The sequence below is a fragment of the Pseudochrobactrum lubricantis genome, from assembly GCF_041929865.1.
GTDB classification, from domain to species: Bacteria; Pseudomonadota; Alphaproteobacteria; order Rhizobiales; family Rhizobiaceae; genus Pseudochrobactrum; species Pseudochrobactrum saccharolyticum.
Genome location: NZ_JBHEEE010000005.1, coordinates 281754 through 296943, shown reverse-complemented (window position 1 = coordinate 296943; position 15190 = coordinate 281754). Strand labels below are relative to the sequence as shown.

Sequence of the window (15190 nt, the reverse complement as noted above, 5' to 3'; positions counted from 1 at the left end):
CGTGATAATGCGACAGACTAAGGAATCTAGAGCGAACGCTATGATCCAACATAAACGTAAATCGCTCTAGTGCTTGAGCGGTAAAGACAGATGCCCACGCAGTGTATCTTTCTGATAATCTGTGCGGAACAAGCCGCGTTTTTGCAGAACCGGTACCACCTGCTCGACAAAGTCCTCAATCGAGGAAGGCAATGACGGCGGCATCAGGTTGAAACCGTCTGCCCCTTCATTGCGCCACCACAATTCCATCTGGTCAGCAATTCCCTCAGGAGTGCCCACAATCGTGCAATGCCCCCCGCCTGCCGCCAAACGCCCGAGCAATTGCCGTAATGTCGGCTGTTCCGTTTCAATAATCCGCAGGATTGTTGCATAGCGCCCTTTCGGCCCCGTGAAGTCCTCCAGCGGCGGCAAAGCTGGCACCGGCGCATCCAGTTCCCAACCGGAACAATCCTGCCCGATAAACACCCCAAGCTGGCGAAGGGAATCTCCTGTCGGCAGTAATTCGTCGAGTTCCCGCTGCTTAGCTTTCGCCTCTGTCTGCGTGGAAGCCACATAGGTCACCAGACCCGGCATCACCGGTATACCTGCCTCCCGCCCTGCCAGTTTTGCACGACGCTGAATATCGCGATAGTAATCTTGTGCGGCTGGCAGATCATAAGCCACGGCATAAATCGCCTCGGCTTTTTCCGCTGCCAATGCTCTGCCCTGATCCGATGCACCGGCCTGAAACAGAACCGGATGCCCCTGCGGCGGGCGCGGAATGGTCAGCGGCCCCTGCGTGGTAAAATGCTCGCCTTTGTGGTGGATAGCGCGCAAACCATCCTTGCGCGCATAATCACCGGAGCGGTCACTGGTAATCGTATCCGCATCCCATGAATCCCATAATTTCTGCACCGCTTCGATAAATTCTGCCGCACGGCCATAGCGCCATTCATGCGGCGGCATGGCATCATAGCCATGATTACGCGCTTCGCTGTCAAACATGGAGGTCACCACATTCCAGCCGATGCGCCCTTTCGACAGATGATCCAGCGAAGCCAGCATACGCGCCGCATGAAACGGTGTGGTGAAAGTGCTGGAAACCGTGCTGATAAGACCGATTTTCTCGGTTACGCCTGCCAATGCTGCCAACAAAGTCAGCGGGTCAAAATAGCTGCGCGGCCCGTCCGCAATATTATCAATCGCATGCCAGTCGGCGAAGAAAATCGCATCAAATTTACCGCGCTCGGCAATCTGCGCCAGATTTGTGTAATAGCTGATATCACTAAGCTGTTCGACCGCCGATTGCGGATGCCGCCATGCAGCACGGTGATGTCCGCAACCGAAGATAAACAGATTGAGGTGCATTTCCCGCATCAGTTTTTCACCAAACCGCCGTCCACAACCAGATTTTGTCCGGTCACGGAACGCGCCCATGGCGAGGCAAAAAACAGAGCCGTATCGGCAAATTCCGCAGGCGTGGTTACACGGCGCAACGGCGTGGCAGAGGCGATATAATCAAACACTGCCTCCGGTGTTGCAGCAGACGCATCAGTCGTGCGCAGCAAACCGCCGGACAACATATTGACGGTGATATTCTTCTCACCCAGATCCTGCGCAAGTGTGCGGGTCAGTGACAGCAGAGCGGCTTTAGCCGCTGTATAATCATGGTACGGCACAACCGGATTTTGAAACAGGTTGGTGCCTATATTGATGATACGGCCGAAACCGGCCTGCTCCATGCCAGCCAGAGCGGCCTGCGTGGTATTGAGTGCACCGCGCACAATGCCTTCCATCTGCTGGTTCATCTGTTCCCAGCTGATCACATCCGCATGGGCGCGGGCATCACCGTTGAAACTGAAAGCCGGCAAAGCATTATTGACGACAGTTGTCACCGGCACGCCAAAATGCTGTTGAGCTTTGGCAAACAGTGCCTGCACGGCAGTAACATCGGTCACGTCGGCCTGTACCGCCAGTGTCTTTTCCGGTGCCAGAGCAGCCAGTTCCGCTGCCGCATCCACACTGGTGTGATAATTAATCACAACACGCGCGCCCTCGCGCAGAAAGGCTTTAACAAGATCGCGCCCCAGACCGCGCGCGCCGCCGGTGACAAGAACGAGCTGCTGGTGAAGTGGCAGATTAACTGGATCAGACATATAAATTCCCTCGTCTAAAAGAATACGGACGGCCAAGGGAATAAGGGCTTACACCGCATAAAATACGGCCGGGCACACAGACATCCCTTCGCCAGTATGAGCTGGATCAGGTTCAACGGGTTTAAAATCTCAGCCCTGTAAAACAGGACACCCCGTGTCATTCACGCAATGCTCTAGCAAGTTTAATCACTGCGGACAAGCCTCCGTGGTTGTTCTGACGGATCAAGCCGGATAAGAAACCCTATGTCTGAAAATAACACTGCCCCTTCATCCGACCGGTTCTGGCTCAGTATCATTGCAACAACGCTCTATGCGGTGCTGCTATACATCCTCATATGGTTGATACGCGAAGGCAGCGGCATGGCCTTTATCACCGGCCTGATCCTGATGCCGATGGCGATTACCAGCCTGCTGATTATTCAGATTGACCCGCAAGGCACAGGCAGTATTCGCAAGCATATGAAAACCGCCATGCTCTGCATGTTGGGCTTTATCCTCATCTCGATGATTATCTTCGGTGAGGCCGGTATCTGTGTGGCCATGGCCGCGCCGTTTCTTTTCGCAGGCACAGCGCTTGGTGTTTATGTTACCATGCGGCTCTTACGTAATTATCAGGCTAAACGCAGTGTCACATTTGTGATTGCCCTGCCTTTTCTCGCTCTGCCGCTGGAAAATCAGATTGAATATCAGGATCATTTCAGTTCGGTCACAACCGTCATTGAGATCAATGCCCCTGCTGATGTGATCTGGAACAATACGCTGGAAATTCCCGACATCCGCCCCGATGAACTGGGCATGACTTTCAGCCACAGCATTGTCGGTGTGCCGAAGCCCGAAGATGCGCGGATTACCGGCTCCGGTGTGGGAGCCGTGCGTCATTTGAAATGGGGCAAAGGTGTTAATTTTGAAGAAGTTATTACCGGCTGGCAGGAAAACCGCTATCTGCGCTGGGATTTCCGTTTCAGCGACACCTCAATCCCGAAAGCTGTTGAAGCGCATATCAGCGTCAATAGTGACTATCTGGGCCTGGATTATGGTGAATATCTGCTGGAGCCGATTGATGAAAACCGCACGCGTCTGACACTGAAAACCCAATACCGAATTGCAACGCCGATCAATATTTACTGCGATTGGTGGGGACAGATTTTCCTCAATGATTTCCATTCCATTGTGCTGAATGTCATTAAGGAACGTTCGGAAAGCGCAGTTCAAGCATGAGAATTGCGGCGGATTATAAACCCGCCGCCACTTTAAATTATTTGTTTTTACGCATTATCCAATGCATCGAAGCGGGAATAGAAATCAGTCCGGCGAACTGATTTCCCCGCGTAGGCGCTACGCACTTTTGCTGGAAATGCTATAATTTCAGATCATCGCTTCGATCAGGAACGGGCCTTTGCGTTTGCATGCTGTGGCAAACAAATCAGCAAATTGTTCAGCCGTTGTGGCGCGTGCGCCTTCAACACCAACACCTTTGGCAAGGCTTACCCAGTCAATCGTCGGCTCGACCAGATCGAACATGCGCTGCGCATTGCGTCCCGGTGCACCGGCACCAACATTCTGCAATTCACCATGCAGGATCGCATAACGCTGATTGGCGAAAATGATGGTGATGATATTCAGGTTTTCGCGGGCATGAGTCCACAGTGCCTGCATCGTATACATACCGCTGCCATCGGCCTGCAAAGCCACCACCTGACGATCAGGACAGGCTACAGCCGCACCGGTTGCCAGCGGCAGACCGATACCGATTGCACCACCGGTCAACTGCAGAAAATCATGCGGCGCTGAATTATGCGTCAGCCCGAACATTTCCCGACCGGATGTAATGGATTCATCAACGATAATCGCATTTTCCGGCAGGAGTGACGCAACAATCGTGCTGATTTTATCATCATCGAGTGTGCCGGTCGGCATGACCTTCTCGCCACGCTGATTGAGCAATGGCGTGACAGATGCCGGAATGTTCATTTCATCGGCCAGCGCCTGCAATGCATAGAGCTGGTCGTCGGCTTCACCGGCATAATCGACCACGGCGCAACCTTCCGGCAGGAAAGTGCTTGGTTTGCCCGGATAGGCGAAGAAGGCGACCGGAATTTTCGCGCCCAGCAGCACAACCTGTTCGATGTCGGCCAGATCGGCCAGTGCATCATCCACACGATAAAGCACACGATTAACAGCAACGCGCCCTGCACCGCGCTCAATACGGCCATTGGATTGCTGTGCCTGAATGCGCGCACCGGACACTTGCGCAATACGACTGGCGATTTCCAGCGCATTGGCACGCAGTGCAAGATTACCGAGGAGGATGAGGGTGCGCTTACCATTGCGCAGTGCCTGAGCTGCTTCTCGCACGGCCTCTGCATCAACTTTACGACGTTCGGGACGGCTCAAAGGTTGCACAATCTGCTGCGGTGCTTCAGTCCATGCGGTATTGGCAGGCAGGATCAGCGTTGCCACCTGTCCCGGTGCATTGCAGGCAGCGGCATAGGCTTCAGCGGTATCTGCAGAAATATCATCTGCTGATTTAGACGTTTTCACCCAGCCGGAAACCGGACGCGCCAGCGATTCAATATCACTGGTCAGCGGTGCATCATATTTCAGATGATAGGTTGCATGATCGCCGACAATATTCACAATCGGCGTTTTTGCACGTTTCGCGTTGTGCAGATTGGCAACGCCATTACCAAGACCGGAACCCAGATGCAGCAAAGTTGCTGCCGGTTTATCCGCCATACGGCCATAGCCGTCGGCAGCACCCGTTACCACGCCTTCAAACAGACCCAGCACGCAGCGCATCTGCGGCTTGCGATCCAGCGCAGCCACAAAATGCATTTCTGATGTGCCCGGATTGGCAAAACAGACATCGATCCCATGCGCCAGCAGGGTGTCGCAAAGGCTATCAGCACCGTTCATTTCTCACTCCCATTATGCTTGCTCTCACAGTCTAGAGATCACGCGTTTCCTCCATGCGCCATCACTGTGAGCCGCAACAGCTATATCCGGCTTTGCGCTCATGTCGCAAGCTTTGCGCAAAACTATTCCATTTGCCTATCAGTGTTTCGGAATAATTTTATGCACAAGCATCATGTTTCAATAAATTTAATAAAATCAGTTATTTAAAATTCAATATGACATATTTTTAAATGCAGGCAGGCCAATCACAAATTTTTGGTTGCACAATATGGCGACTTCATAAAAAATCACCTGCGAAACAGAGCCTCTATTTTACATTTTATCTGTCCGTCTAATACTTTAGGATGATTAGGGCTCTTTTTGTACATTAAATGTCTTGGTGATGTTAATCGGGGATTGTTCTGAACCACCGGCTTACAGCAAGATATTATACGGGCGGTCACAGTCACAACCGGGAGAGTTGATGGCTGAGGAAGAGCCGCCCATTGAGTGAAATATGGAGGATTTCATGGGTTATTTGGGTAAAAAATCACTTTTATCAGCCTTTGCAGCGGTCACACTGACATTTGCCGCAGCTGAAGCAAATGCGCAGAATTTCATCAATATTCTGACCGGCGGCACAAGCGGTGTTTATTACCCGATGGGTGTTGCCCTTGAAAAAATCTATTCCGGCATTCCTGATGCCCGTCCGTCTGTGCAGGCAACCAAAGCCTCGATTGAGAATATCAATCTGATCAATAGCGGCCGTGGCGAAATCGCTTTTACACTCGGCGATTCCCTGCGCGATGCGTGGGAAGGCAATGAAGAAGCCGGCTTTAAAAAGAAGCTGGAAAATATCAGCACAATGGCCGCGATTTATCCGAACTATGTGCAGATCGTTGCTTCCAAGGAATCCGGCATTAAAACGCTGGCGGATCTGAAGGGCAAACGCCTGTCCGTCGGCGCGCCGAAATCCGGCACCGAGCTGAATGCGAAAACCATTCTCGGCGCTGCCGGTCTTTCCTACAGCGATCTTGGCAAAGTGGAATATCTGCCATTTGCGGAATCCGTGGAACTGATGAAAAATCGTCAGCTGGACGCCACTTTGCAGTCCTCCGGTCTTGGCGTTGCATCACTGCGCGATCTGGCCAATGCGGTTGAGATCAATGTGGTGGAAGTGCCTGCCGATATTATTGAAAAAATCGGTGCGCCATATCAGGTCAACACTATTCCGGCCAATACCTATACCGGTCAGGACAAAGACGTGACCACGGCATCGGTGATCAATTATCTGATCGTACGTCCGGATATGGATGAAGAACTGGTCTATCAAATGACCAAAGGTCTGTTTGAAAATCTGGATCAGCTGACAGCAGCCCATTCCGCAGCCAAAATGATCAAACTCGACAAGAGCACGATCGTATCGCCAACGCCGATCCATCCGGGTGCGATGCGCTATTACAAAGAAAAAGGCATTGAATAATCACGCCTGAAGCGGATTTTAAGGCTGCATATTCTGTGCTCTACAGAATATGCAGCCTTTTCTGACCGCCTGTTCCTGTCATTTTTTGCGGTTTTAAATTTATGTCATCTTCAGAAAACAATGCGGTTGAATCGGCCGAGCATATTCCGGGTTGGGGTGTCAGCACCGGCGCCAAAATCTTGTTTGGCATTGCCGTTGCTTTCTCCGTTTTCCAGCTCTGGACTGCGGCTTATTCACCTTTACCAAGTCAGGTTGTCCGCTCCGTTCACGTCGGCTTTTTGCTGCTGCTGCTGTTTGGCCTTTATGCCAATGCAGCTCCGCGCGGTTCATTTAAAAAATTGCTGATGTGGTCAGCTGCCATTCTGGCTTTTGCCGTCAGCTTCTATCACTGGGTTTTCTATAATGATCTGATCCTGCGTGCCGGTGAGCCGGAAATGCAGGATATTGTGATCGGTGTGCTTGCTGTTGCTCTGGTGTTCTGGGCGGGGCAGCGCATGATGGGCTGGACACTGCCGCTGATCTGTCTGATCTTTCTGGCCTATGGTCTGTTCGGCCAGTATCTGCCCTCACCGCTCAACCATCGCGGCTATGATTTTGAACAGGTCGTTGAAGTGTTGTTTCTGGGAACAGAAGGTATTTACGGCACGCCAATTTACGTCTCATCCAGCTATATTTTCCTGTTTATTCTGTTCGGCGCGTTTCTTGAACGCGCGGGCATGATCCAGCTGTTCAATGATGTAGCAATGGGCTCTGTCGGCTCGTCGCGCGGTGGCCCTGCCAAAGTTTCGGTAATCTCTTCCGCATTGATGGGCACCATCAACGGTTCCGGCGTGGCTAATGTGGTAACAACCGGTGCCTTCACCATTCCGCTGATGAAACGCTCCGGCTTCAAGCCTGCTTTTGCAGGTGGCGTGGAAGCCGTTGCCTCGATGGGTGGTCAGATTATGCCGCCGGTAATGGGCGCTGTCGCCTTCATCATGGCGGAAACGCTGGGTCTGCCTTATCTCGAAATCGTCAAGGCGGCGATTGTTCCGGCAGTGCTCTATTTCATCACCGTTTTCATTATGGTGCATCTGGAAGCCGGTCGCCTTGGTCTTAAAGGCCTGTCAAAGGCTGAATTGCCAAGTGCACTCGGTGCCTTGCGCAAGCACTGGTATCTGATCCTGCCGCTCGTAGCACTGGTCTGGCTGCTGTTCTCCGGCTATACGCCGCTCTTCGCCGGCACCGTGGGTATGGGACTGACCGCACTGATTATTCTCGGCGTGCCGGTCTCTGCCAATATGCCAATGGCAGTGCGTGTGCTGTTCTGGGTTGCTCTGGGTCTGATGTCCGCTGCCGCCTTCGGCACCAGCTTTAATATTCTGGGACAGGAAATCCGTGGCATCACGCTGATCCTGTTGCTGATTGCCGCATTGGTTCTTGTCAATTTCACCATTCGCGGTGGCCGCGAGACGCTACGCCTTTGCCTTGAAAGCCTTGCAGAAGGTGCAAAAAACGCTCTGCCTGTTGGTATTGCCTGTGCGCTTGTCGGTGTGATTATCGGCGTGCTTGCACTCACCGGTGCCGGATCAAGCTTTGCGCGTGTGATTGTGAGTGTGGGTGAAAACTCCCTGTTCCTGTCGCTCGTGCTGACCATGATTACCTGTCTGATCCTCGGCATGGGTATTCCGACAATCCCGAATTATATCATCACCTCATCCATTGCAGGCCCTGCTTTGCTGATGCTGGATGTGCCGCTGCTGGTGTCGCATATGTTCGTGTTCTATTTCGGGATCATGGCTGACCTGACGCCACCGGTTGCACTGGCTGCATTTGCCGCTGCGCCGATTGCGAAAGAATCCGGCATGAAAATCGGGATGCAGGCCGTGCGTATTGCCGTTGCCGGTTTTGCCGTACCGTTCATGGCGGTTTATGCGCCGGTTATCATGTTGCAGGATGGCGGTCCGCTGGCAGAAAGCATGGGCTTCTGGCCTGCTGTTGCCTATATGATCGGCAAAGCTCTGCTCAGCATTGTAATGTGGGGTGCAGCAGCGATTGGTTACTTGCGCGGACATCTCAAAATCTGGGAACGTGTCTGGGCATTTGCAGCCGCCGCGATGATGCTGGCAACCTATCCGCTCAGTGATGAGATCGGCTTTGCTGCCTGTATGGCCTTCCTGCTGTGGCACTGGTGGAATACCAGAGAGCCACAGATGAAAGCCGCCTGATGGCACTCTGTGCACTATCCGCAGCCGGTGTGCTGCGGATAGTGACCACATCTTTCATGCTGCAATGGACACATAGTGTCGAGAAAATACCCTGGCAGGAAGACTGGCAGATTACACCGGCGGGTTTTGCGCTCACAGAAGCCCGTGTGCAAGGCTCCGGTGCAGGTATGGAACCACCGGAAGGCGCTGTGTTACGGGATGGATGGTATCATTATGTGCCGAAAATCCCGCCGCGTCAGGAATTGGTTCTGGCAGCCTCCGGTGAGACGGTCAGCGGCTGGAAACTCTGTGCAAATGGCCAATGTCACGAGCTTGGCACGACTGCAGAACAGCCGATTAAAATCACACAATGCCAATAAAAAACGCCCGATACCAGAAATGGTATCGGGCGTTTTTTAAACAATACTCAAATCAGTTCAGGCCGAGCTTGCCGCGCAATGTCGACAGGTCTTCCGCCAGCGTGTTCACGGCAATGGAGAGCACTTTGCGGTCTGCTTCTGTCAGCTTGTCATAGCTCTGATAGCCATCACCTTCTTTGTATTTATCAAGGGTCTGGGAAACCGTGTTGAAGTTTTCATCCACTTTCTTGGTGAATTCAGCTTCTTTCGCTTCGATCAGCGGACGAACCAGATCAAAAATCTTGCGGGAACCATCAAAATTGCCTTTGAAATCCCAGAGATCTGTATGGCTGTAGCGGTCTTCTTCACCGGAGATTTTGGTGGCTGCCACTTCTTCCATCAGCACTGCCGCACCACCGACAACTTTTTCCGGCGGGAAAGTCAGATCAGCAATACGCTTGTTCAGCTCGCTCACATCAGCCATCAGCTTGTCAGCAACCGGTGTCAGCTCTTCGGTCGAGTTCTTTTCCCACAGACCATATTCAATACGGTGGAAGCCCGTGAAACCCGGATCTTGCTCGGCCTTTTCCCAGTCGTCAGCGCGGCTGTCAATTGCCACGTCCAGATCGCTGAACAGTTCTGCAATCGGTTCAATGGCTTCATAGCTCAGGCGGGTTGGCGCAAAGAGCGACTTTGCCTTTTCCACGTCACCGGCTTTCACAGCATCGGTAAAGACCTTGGTGTCTTCTTCCAGCTTCTGCACTTTTTCACTGACATAGATTTTATATTCTGCCAGCGGCTCAACGAGGTCATAGGTGGTGTCTTGCGCAAAAGCCTGAAAGGACAGGCAGGAGGCAAGTACCGAGGCGGCAAGTAAAGATCCAAACTTCATTACAGACGTCCTTCTGATACGCTTCATGTTTTTAGAGTTGCAGCCGTTCTTACAAACGGTTGTAGGTTAAACCTTGTTATCCGGATGGTTGCGGATGGCCTCAACCAGAGTGCTGCCGAGATAATCCTTCTCGTCCACCGCACCCGGTAAAATATAAAAATAACCGCCGCCGACCGGCTTGATATATTCTTCCAGCGGCTCGCCATCGAGTTTGCGCTGGACGGTGATAAAGCCCTGCTCCAAATCGGCCTGATAGCAAATGAAAAGCAGCCCCTGATCGAGCTGACCAGACTTGGTAACACCATTGGAATAGTTGAACGGACGACGCAGAATGAGATTTTTCTGCGTGGCATGGCTGCGGTCATTGGCAAGACGGATATGCGCATCCATCGGCGTGACTTTACCTTCAGGGTCTTTGGAGTAGTCCGGCACCTGACTTTCCTTGGTGCCATCCATCGGCGCACCGGACATTTTTTTACGTCCGAAAATCAGTTCCTGTTCCTGCAAAGGCGTGCGATCCCAACGCTCCACAAAATTGCGGATAATACGCACCGCCTGATAGGAGCCATTGGCTGCCCAATCCGGCTCTTGATGGGTTTCCCCTACCCAGACCAACTGGTTCATCAATGCACTGTCACCGGCATCAGGATTGGCAGAACCATCGCGGAAGCCCAGAAAATTGCGTGCGCTTTCAACCTCACCGGAAGGCGAAGGCGGGATCACCGGCACATTGCCTTCCTGTTTCCAACGCAGGAAAACCAGATCGGACATGGTTTTGAGAATATCGCGCAAAGCGTGAATATTGGTATCCGGCGTATTCGCGCAAAATTGCAGCGACAGATCGCCGTGGCAAAGATCAGCCACCAGTGCATCATTCGGGAACTTGGTCATGCGCTGCAAAAGCTTCGGCTTATGGGCTTTTAGCCACGGATGATGCTCAAACAGGCTGTCGCCAAGACCTACCGTAATCGTCAGGTTATCCGGCCGGATTTCAGGGCCGATAATACCGGAATCCGCAGGCGGCAGTTTCGGATCAAGCTCCGGCGGTGTGCCGCCCTGCGTGAGAAAAACAATGCGCTGCGTTAGAGTGCGAAACAGCCGTTCCAGATCATCCGGTGTTTTCACCAGTACATCGAAAGACGCAACCAGACCATGTGCAGGACGGGCATTGGTGATACCGGACTGATGAATGCCATAAAAAGGCTGGCGCTGATGAAAACCATTGCTGCCGACCGGCGCATCGGTCACATGATGCTCAACCGGAGCCGATGAGGCTTGCGCATGACCTGCAGTCCCCACAGTTATCGTGCTGCCCAGTGCCAGCCCCAATCCTTTGAGGACATTACGGCGGTTTGCAGTGAGCTTATTCTCTTCCTTTTTCATCACTTACTCCAATCCAATTGCAGACATCAGTGCGGTGATTTTCTGGCTGAGTGTTTTCACTTTTTCCGCCAAAGCGCGGCGGGCTGCGTCATCAATTTCCACATAGGAACGCTCAGGGTTTCCGGCCGACAAGGTCGTTAGTTCCTGTCGAACATCCTGTAAGGCAGACAGCGCATTTTGTGTCTCACCCGCAGCCGGTTTTTCACTGAGCGGTTTCAGCAAAGTGAGAATTTTTTCCGCGCCGTCGAGTTTTGCCGTCAGGTCAGCCAGATCAAGATGCGAATAGGCATTATCACCGGCAATAACGGCACCTTCAGCCTGCTGGTTCAGATAGGTTGCAAGACTGCGCAGCAGCATATCCGGCGTCAGTTTTGTGGTTTTCAGGCGCTCTTTGAGCTCGGTCAGATCAGTTGCCAACTGACTGGCAAAAATATCCAGTCCTGCGGTACTGTTCTGCGCCCACAGACCATATTCAATACGGTGGAAACCGGTAAATGCGGGGTCTTCCTCGCGTTTTTCCAGATAATTAGCGAGAGGGTCAATCTTAGACGCCAGATCGGAGAAGCGACCGGAAAGCACATCTGTGCGTTCATAGGCATCACGCGCCTGCGAGAATGCCGTGCGCGCTGCCTGCACATCGCCTGCGGCAATTGCTGCTTGCAATGCCTGCGTATTTTTAAGCGCCGCATTGCTCTGCATAACCAGAAACACTTTATATTCCGAGAGCATACCAATGAAAGCGCGGGTATCCGGCTTGGCCGCTACAGCCGCTTTCGAATGTTCGGACGGCGTTACCGTCAACTTGCCGCGCGGATTGGAAAGCAGACCGCAGGTAATCTCATACTCACCGGGCAGCAACTGCGCACGCAGCACAGATTTCATTCCCGGAATAATATTTTCGCGCTCTTCTACGACCATCACACCGTCGAGAATTTCCCATTCAACAGGGCGGTCGGAACGGTTGTGGATTTCAAAACTGTGAAGGCCGGACGGCAAGGTCAGATTCATCGGATCGCAGGCTTTGGCACCAACCTCAATCGGGATCAGCTTTTCATTGCCCACCGTGTTTTTCGTGATGGTTGCATAATAAAACAACCCGCCTGCAGCCACTGCCAAAACAGCAGAACCGGCAACAGCCAGTTTCATAAGGCCTGATGAAGGTGCGGATGGATTCTTACTCATCATAGCCTCTTACGCAGCAGCGGTTTTTTGTGCAGGTACCGGCCGCAGATAAATGGCCAGTGCCGCAAACAGGAAGATAAAATAGGCAATCACTTCGCCAATCGCTGGTGTATCGTGATAGCCGAGCAGGCCGGACAGCAATGTGCCGAGCGGTGTAGACAGCGGCAGCACATGGCTCAGATCCCATGCAGGTGCCTGCAAATAATTCCAGATGCCAGCCTCATGCAGGCTGCGAAGTGAGCCGGACAATAAACCGGCAGCAACAAAAATAATCAGAATACCTGTCCAGCGGAAAAACAGCCGCAAATTCAGGCGCAACCCGCCCTGATAAATCAACATGCCGAGCACGACAGAAACGGCTACGCCCAAAAAAGCACCAAGTGGCGCCGCATAGCCTTCGCTCTGCTGAAAAATCGCCAGCAGGAAGAACACGGATTCCAGCCCCTCGCGCGCCACGGCAAAAAACACCATGCCAATCAGGGCCCATGTCGCTGATTTCGCGGCAAGTGCATGTTCGACGGAATGCTGCAATTCATCTTTGAGAGAGCGTGCGGCTTTTTTCATCCACAGCACCATCGACATCAGCACGATCACCGCGACAAAACCGACAATGGCTTCGAACAATTCCTGCATTTTTTGCGGAAATTCAGCGCTGATGATCTGCAAGGCAGCGCCCGCCAAAAAAGACAGCGCAATGGCCAGAAAAATGCCGATCCAGACGGCAGGCATATAGGATGAGCGTCCGGTCTTATTCAGGTAAGACGCAATAATACTGGTGAGAAGAGCAGCTTCCAGCCCCTCACGTAACATAATCAGAAACGGTGCCAACATCGGCTTGCTCTCAGTGTCGTTTAAACAAATGCAAGCCGGAAAAGCCTGCGCAACAATGAAAATGCCCGGCCGGAACGATCACTAATTCAGTAAAAGCAGAGGTCTAAGCAAAGACAGTTAAATATGTGAATTAAAGTCACCTTTTACATGAAACTGCTATTTCCGACAACGCAAAAACATGGGAGCGGGCAGATTTTTCTAAAAACCCGAGGACCGGCAGAAAATCTCTATCCCTTTTTAAAAACTCATAAAAATACAATAATCATACTGATGCCGCCTGTTTACCTGCAAACGAGTAGCCGTTTATACCGGCATCATGATCTTAAAAACTAAGAAGCCTGCACCGGTGATTCCGGTGCAGGCTTCTGGTTGTCACAGAGCGTGTCGCGTTTAATTCTATCCACTGCGCTCGCTCTGTCTCCTTGTCTTTCCACATGTCGTTTTCGGAAAACCGGTATCCACTTTTCCGCGACATGCTTTAGCTTGCTAGATCAGAAGTCGAACAACTCGCCCAGCAGCGATTTCTTTTTACGGTATGGCTTGCCATGGCTGTAATCATCATGATCACGGCGGTCACGATCATAATCGCGATCACGGTCATGACCGCGGCTGTCGGAGCGATAATCATCCTTGCTCGCTGTGCGCACAGGTTCTGCAGGAACTGAGCGCTCAATAATCTTGTCCAGCTCACCACGATCCAGCCATACACCACGGCATTTCGGGCAATAGTCGATTTCAATTCCCTGCCGGTCAGACATGACAAGCTCGGTATTATCGATAGGGCAAAGCATTATTAAGAGCCTCCTGATTGGTCAGGATTTGCACTTGGGTTGCGAATTGTGGTTTTTCAAGTGCGAGACCTCAGTTTTATCTCTGCCCGCCCATATTTCATCTCATCAGAGAAATTTCGCTTAATCCATTGACGGAACAATACTTTTGATGATGGTTCGGTCAAGTTCTTCATACTGGTTCAGCCCGATTGCATCATAAAGTTCGGCACGGGTCTGCATTTCATCAACCATGGCTTTGGTGGCACCATCCCGCTTGATCGTGGCATAGAGTTTTTCCTGCGCTTTATTGGCGACACGCAGAGAGGACACCGGCCAGATCACCATTTTATAACCCATTTCCTCAAATTCCTGCGCGGTGAAGAAAGGGGTGCGGCCAAACTCAGTCATATTGGCCAGCAGTGGCACGCCGGGCATACGTCTGGCAAATTCACGGAACATTTCAGCCGTGTTCAGCGCTTCAGGGAAAATCGCATCGGCACCAGCTTCCATATAAAGCTTGGCGCGCGCCACAGCGCCGTCCATGCCTTCACTGGCAGCAGCATCGGTGCGGGCAATCAGATAGAGATGACGGCGTGCTTTGGCAGCAGCAGCCACTTTTGCGGCCATATCCTCAGCACCGGCCAGCTTTTTATCATTCAGATGGCCGCATTTTTTCGGCAGCAACTGATCTTCAATATGCACAGCGGCAGCGCCTGCATCTTCAAATGTGCGCACCATATGCATCACATTGAGCGCCTCACCATAACCGGTATCTCCATCGACCACGAGCGGCAGACCACTGGAGCGGGCAATCTGACGAATGAAAAACGCCACCTCGTCCACGGTGATAATACCAAGATCCGGCAAGCCCATTGAAGCCGTCATAGCTGCGCCGGAGAGGTAAAGCCCTTCAAAACCGGCATTGCGCGCCTGAATTGCGGCCATACCATTATGCGCACCCGGCAATTGCACAATGCCGGGTCTGTTCATCAATTCACGGAACCGCTCACCGGCGGGTTTGGTTGGCAGATCGGAAGCAGATAAATAAGGCATAATACTCACTCGGGCTGTCTC

Annotated in this window: 13 protein-coding genes and 1 riboswitch; of the genes, 4 read left to right on the top strand and 9 right to left on the bottom strand. The window is 52.3% G+C overall.

The window, feature by feature from the left end; all coding sequences use genetic code 11:
* Nucleotides 1-66 precede the first annotated feature (66 nt).
* Together JNC80_RS12640 and JNC80_RS12635 are read right to left on the bottom strand one after the other, a co-directional pair.
* Nucleotides 67-1356, bottom strand: a complete 1290-nt coding sequence (locus JNC80_RS12640) for an LLM class flavin-dependent oxidoreductase (protein ID WP_376710548.1) — start codon at nt 1354-1356, stop codon at nt 67-69.
* Nucleotides 1356-2135, bottom strand: a complete 780-nt coding sequence (locus JNC80_RS12635) for a 3-oxoacyl-ACP reductase (protein WP_376710547.1) — start codon at nt 2133-2135, stop codon at nt 1356-1358. The genes JNC80_RS12640 and JNC80_RS12635 overlap by 1 nt, the downstream gene beginning before the upstream one ends.
* A 66-nt stretch (nt 2136-2201) precedes the next feature.
* Nucleotides 2202-2300, bottom strand: a riboswitch (TPP riboswitch).
* Nucleotides 2301-2378: 78 nt separating this feature from the next.
* Here JNC80_RS12635 and JNC80_RS12630 point away from each other — a divergent pair.
* Entirely contained in the window at nt 2379-3353 is a 975-nt protein-coding gene (locus JNC80_RS12630; RefSeq protein ID WP_225688714.1) for an SRPBCC family protein, read from the top strand.
* A 147-nt stretch (nt 3354-3500) separates the two neighbouring features.
* Here the strand turns inward: JNC80_RS12630 and JNC80_RS12625 are convergent, their stop codons facing one another.
* Entirely contained in the window at nt 3501-5051 is a 1551-nt protein-coding gene (locus JNC80_RS12625; protein WP_376710546.1) for an acetolactate synthase large subunit, read from the bottom strand.
* A 508-nt stretch (nt 5052-5559) separates the two neighbouring features.
* On the opposite strand from JNC80_RS12625, the gene JNC80_RS12620 reads away from it, so the two are divergent.
* From JNC80_RS12620 to JNC80_RS12610, 3 genes are all read left to right on the top strand, one after another.
* Nucleotides 5560-6513: a TAXI family TRAP transporter solute-binding subunit gene (locus JNC80_RS12620; RefSeq protein ID WP_028233887.1), complete on the top strand. Its 954-nt coding sequence runs from the start codon at nt 5560-5562 to the stop codon at nt 6511-6513.
* 101 nt (nt 6514-6614) lie between these two features.
* A complete protein-coding gene (locus JNC80_RS12615) occupies nt 6615-8720 on the top strand; it encodes a TRAP transporter permease (RefSeq protein ID WP_376710545.1) in 2106 nt (701 codons plus the stop codon).
* Nucleotides 8720-9079 (top strand): DUF1850 domain-containing protein, encoded by a 360-nt coding sequence (locus tag JNC80_RS12610; RefSeq protein ID WP_376710544.1) that lies wholly within the window; start codon nt 8720-8722, stop codon nt 9077-9079. Before JNC80_RS12615 ends, JNC80_RS12610 begins: the two co-directional genes overlap by 1 nt.
* Nucleotides 9080-9131: 52 nt before the next feature.
* Here JNC80_RS12610 and efeO (JNC80_RS12605) read toward each other — a convergent pair whose 3' ends face one another.
* From efeO (JNC80_RS12605) to prpB, 6 genes are all read right to left on the bottom strand, one after another.
* Nucleotides 9132-9950 carry an iron uptake system protein EfeO gene (efeO, locus tag JNC80_RS12605; protein WP_221719839.1) on the bottom strand — a complete coding sequence of 273 codons (819 nt, stop codon included), beginning with the start codon at nt 9948-9950 and terminating at the stop codon, nt 9132-9134.
* 66 nt (nt 9951-10016) lie between these two features.
* Nucleotides 10017-11333 (bottom strand): iron uptake transporter deferrochelatase/peroxidase subunit, encoded by a 1317-nt coding sequence (gene efeB, locus JNC80_RS12600; RefSeq protein WP_376710543.1) that lies wholly within the window; start codon nt 11331-11333, stop codon nt 10017-10019.
* Nucleotides 11334-11336: 3 nt separating this feature from the next.
* On the bottom strand, nt 11337-12515 hold the full coding sequence (efeO, locus tag JNC80_RS12595) for an iron uptake system protein EfeO (protein WP_376710542.1): 1179 nt from the start codon (nt 12513-12515) through the stop codon (nt 11337-11339).
* Between the two features lie 9 nt (nt 12516-12524).
* Nucleotides 12525-13346, bottom strand: coding sequence for an iron uptake transporter permease EfeU (gene efeU / locus JNC80_RS12590; RefSeq protein WP_213600294.1), 822 nt, complete (start codon nt 13344-13346; stop codon nt 12525-12527).
* 491 nt (nt 13347-13837) lie between these two features.
* The gene (locus JNC80_RS12585; RefSeq protein WP_376710541.1) at nt 13838-14137 is read right to left on the bottom strand and encodes a TFIIB-type zinc ribbon-containing protein; all 300 of its coding nucleotides are present in this window, start codon (nt 14135-14137) and stop codon (nt 13838-13840) included.
* Nucleotides 14138-14257: 120 nt separating this feature from the next.
* Nucleotides 14258-15169, bottom strand: a complete 912-nt coding sequence (prpB, locus tag JNC80_RS12580; protein ID WP_075656550.1) for a methylisocitrate lyase — start codon at nt 15167-15169, stop codon at nt 14258-14260.
* Between the last annotated feature and the right edge of the window lie 21 nt (nt 15170-15190).

What these genes read in the sequence shown, in the direction of transcription:
- JNC80_RS12640 (WP_376710548.1), bottom strand. Translation starts at nt 1,356, where the DNA reads ATGCGGGAAATGCACCTCAATCTGTTTATCTTCGGTTGCGGACATCAC.
- JNC80_RS12635 (WP_376710547.1), bottom strand. Translation starts at nt 2,135, where the DNA reads ATGTCTGATCCAGTTAATCTGCCACTTCACCAGCAGCTCGTTCTTGTC.
- JNC80_RS12630 (WP_225688714.1), top strand. Translation starts at nt 2,379, where the DNA reads ATGTCTGAAAATAACACTGCCCCTTCATCCGACCGGTTCTGGCTCAGT.
- JNC80_RS12625 (WP_376710546.1), bottom strand. Translation starts at nt 5,051, where the DNA reads ATGAACGGTGCTGATAGCCTTTGCGACACCCTGCTGGCGCATGGGATC.
- JNC80_RS12620 (WP_028233887.1), top strand. Translation starts at nt 5,560, where the DNA reads ATGGGTTATTTGGGTAAAAAATCACTTTTATCAGCCTTTGCAGCGGTC.
- JNC80_RS12615 (WP_376710545.1), top strand. Translation starts at nt 6,615, where the DNA reads ATGTCATCTTCAGAAAACAATGCGGTTGAATCGGCCGAGCATATTCCG.
- JNC80_RS12610 (WP_376710544.1), top strand. Translation starts at nt 8,720, where the DNA reads ATGGCACTCTGTGCACTATCCGCAGCCGGTGTGCTGCGGATAGTGACC.
- efeO (WP_221719839.1), bottom strand. Translation starts at nt 9,950, where the DNA reads ATGAAGTTTGGATCTTTACTTGCCGCCTCGGTACTTGCCTCCTGCCTG.
- efeB (WP_376710543.1), bottom strand. Translation starts at nt 11,333, where the DNA reads ATGAAAAAGGAAGAGAATAAGCTCACTGCAAACCGCCGTAATGTCCTC.
- efeO (WP_376710542.1), bottom strand. Translation starts at nt 12,515, where the DNA reads ATGAGTAAGAATCCATCCGCACCTTCATCAGGCCTTATGAAACTGGCT.
- efeU (WP_213600294.1), bottom strand. Translation starts at nt 13,346, where the DNA reads ATGTTGGCACCGTTTCTGATTATGTTACGTGAGGGGCTGGAAGCTGCT.
- JNC80_RS12585 (WP_376710541.1), bottom strand. Translation starts at nt 14,137, where the DNA reads ATGCTTTGCCCTATCGATAATACCGAGCTTGTCATGTCTGACCGGCAG.
- prpB (WP_075656550.1), bottom strand. Translation starts at nt 15,169, where the DNA reads ATGCCTTATTTATCTGCTTCCGATCTGCCAACCAAACCCGCCGGTGAG.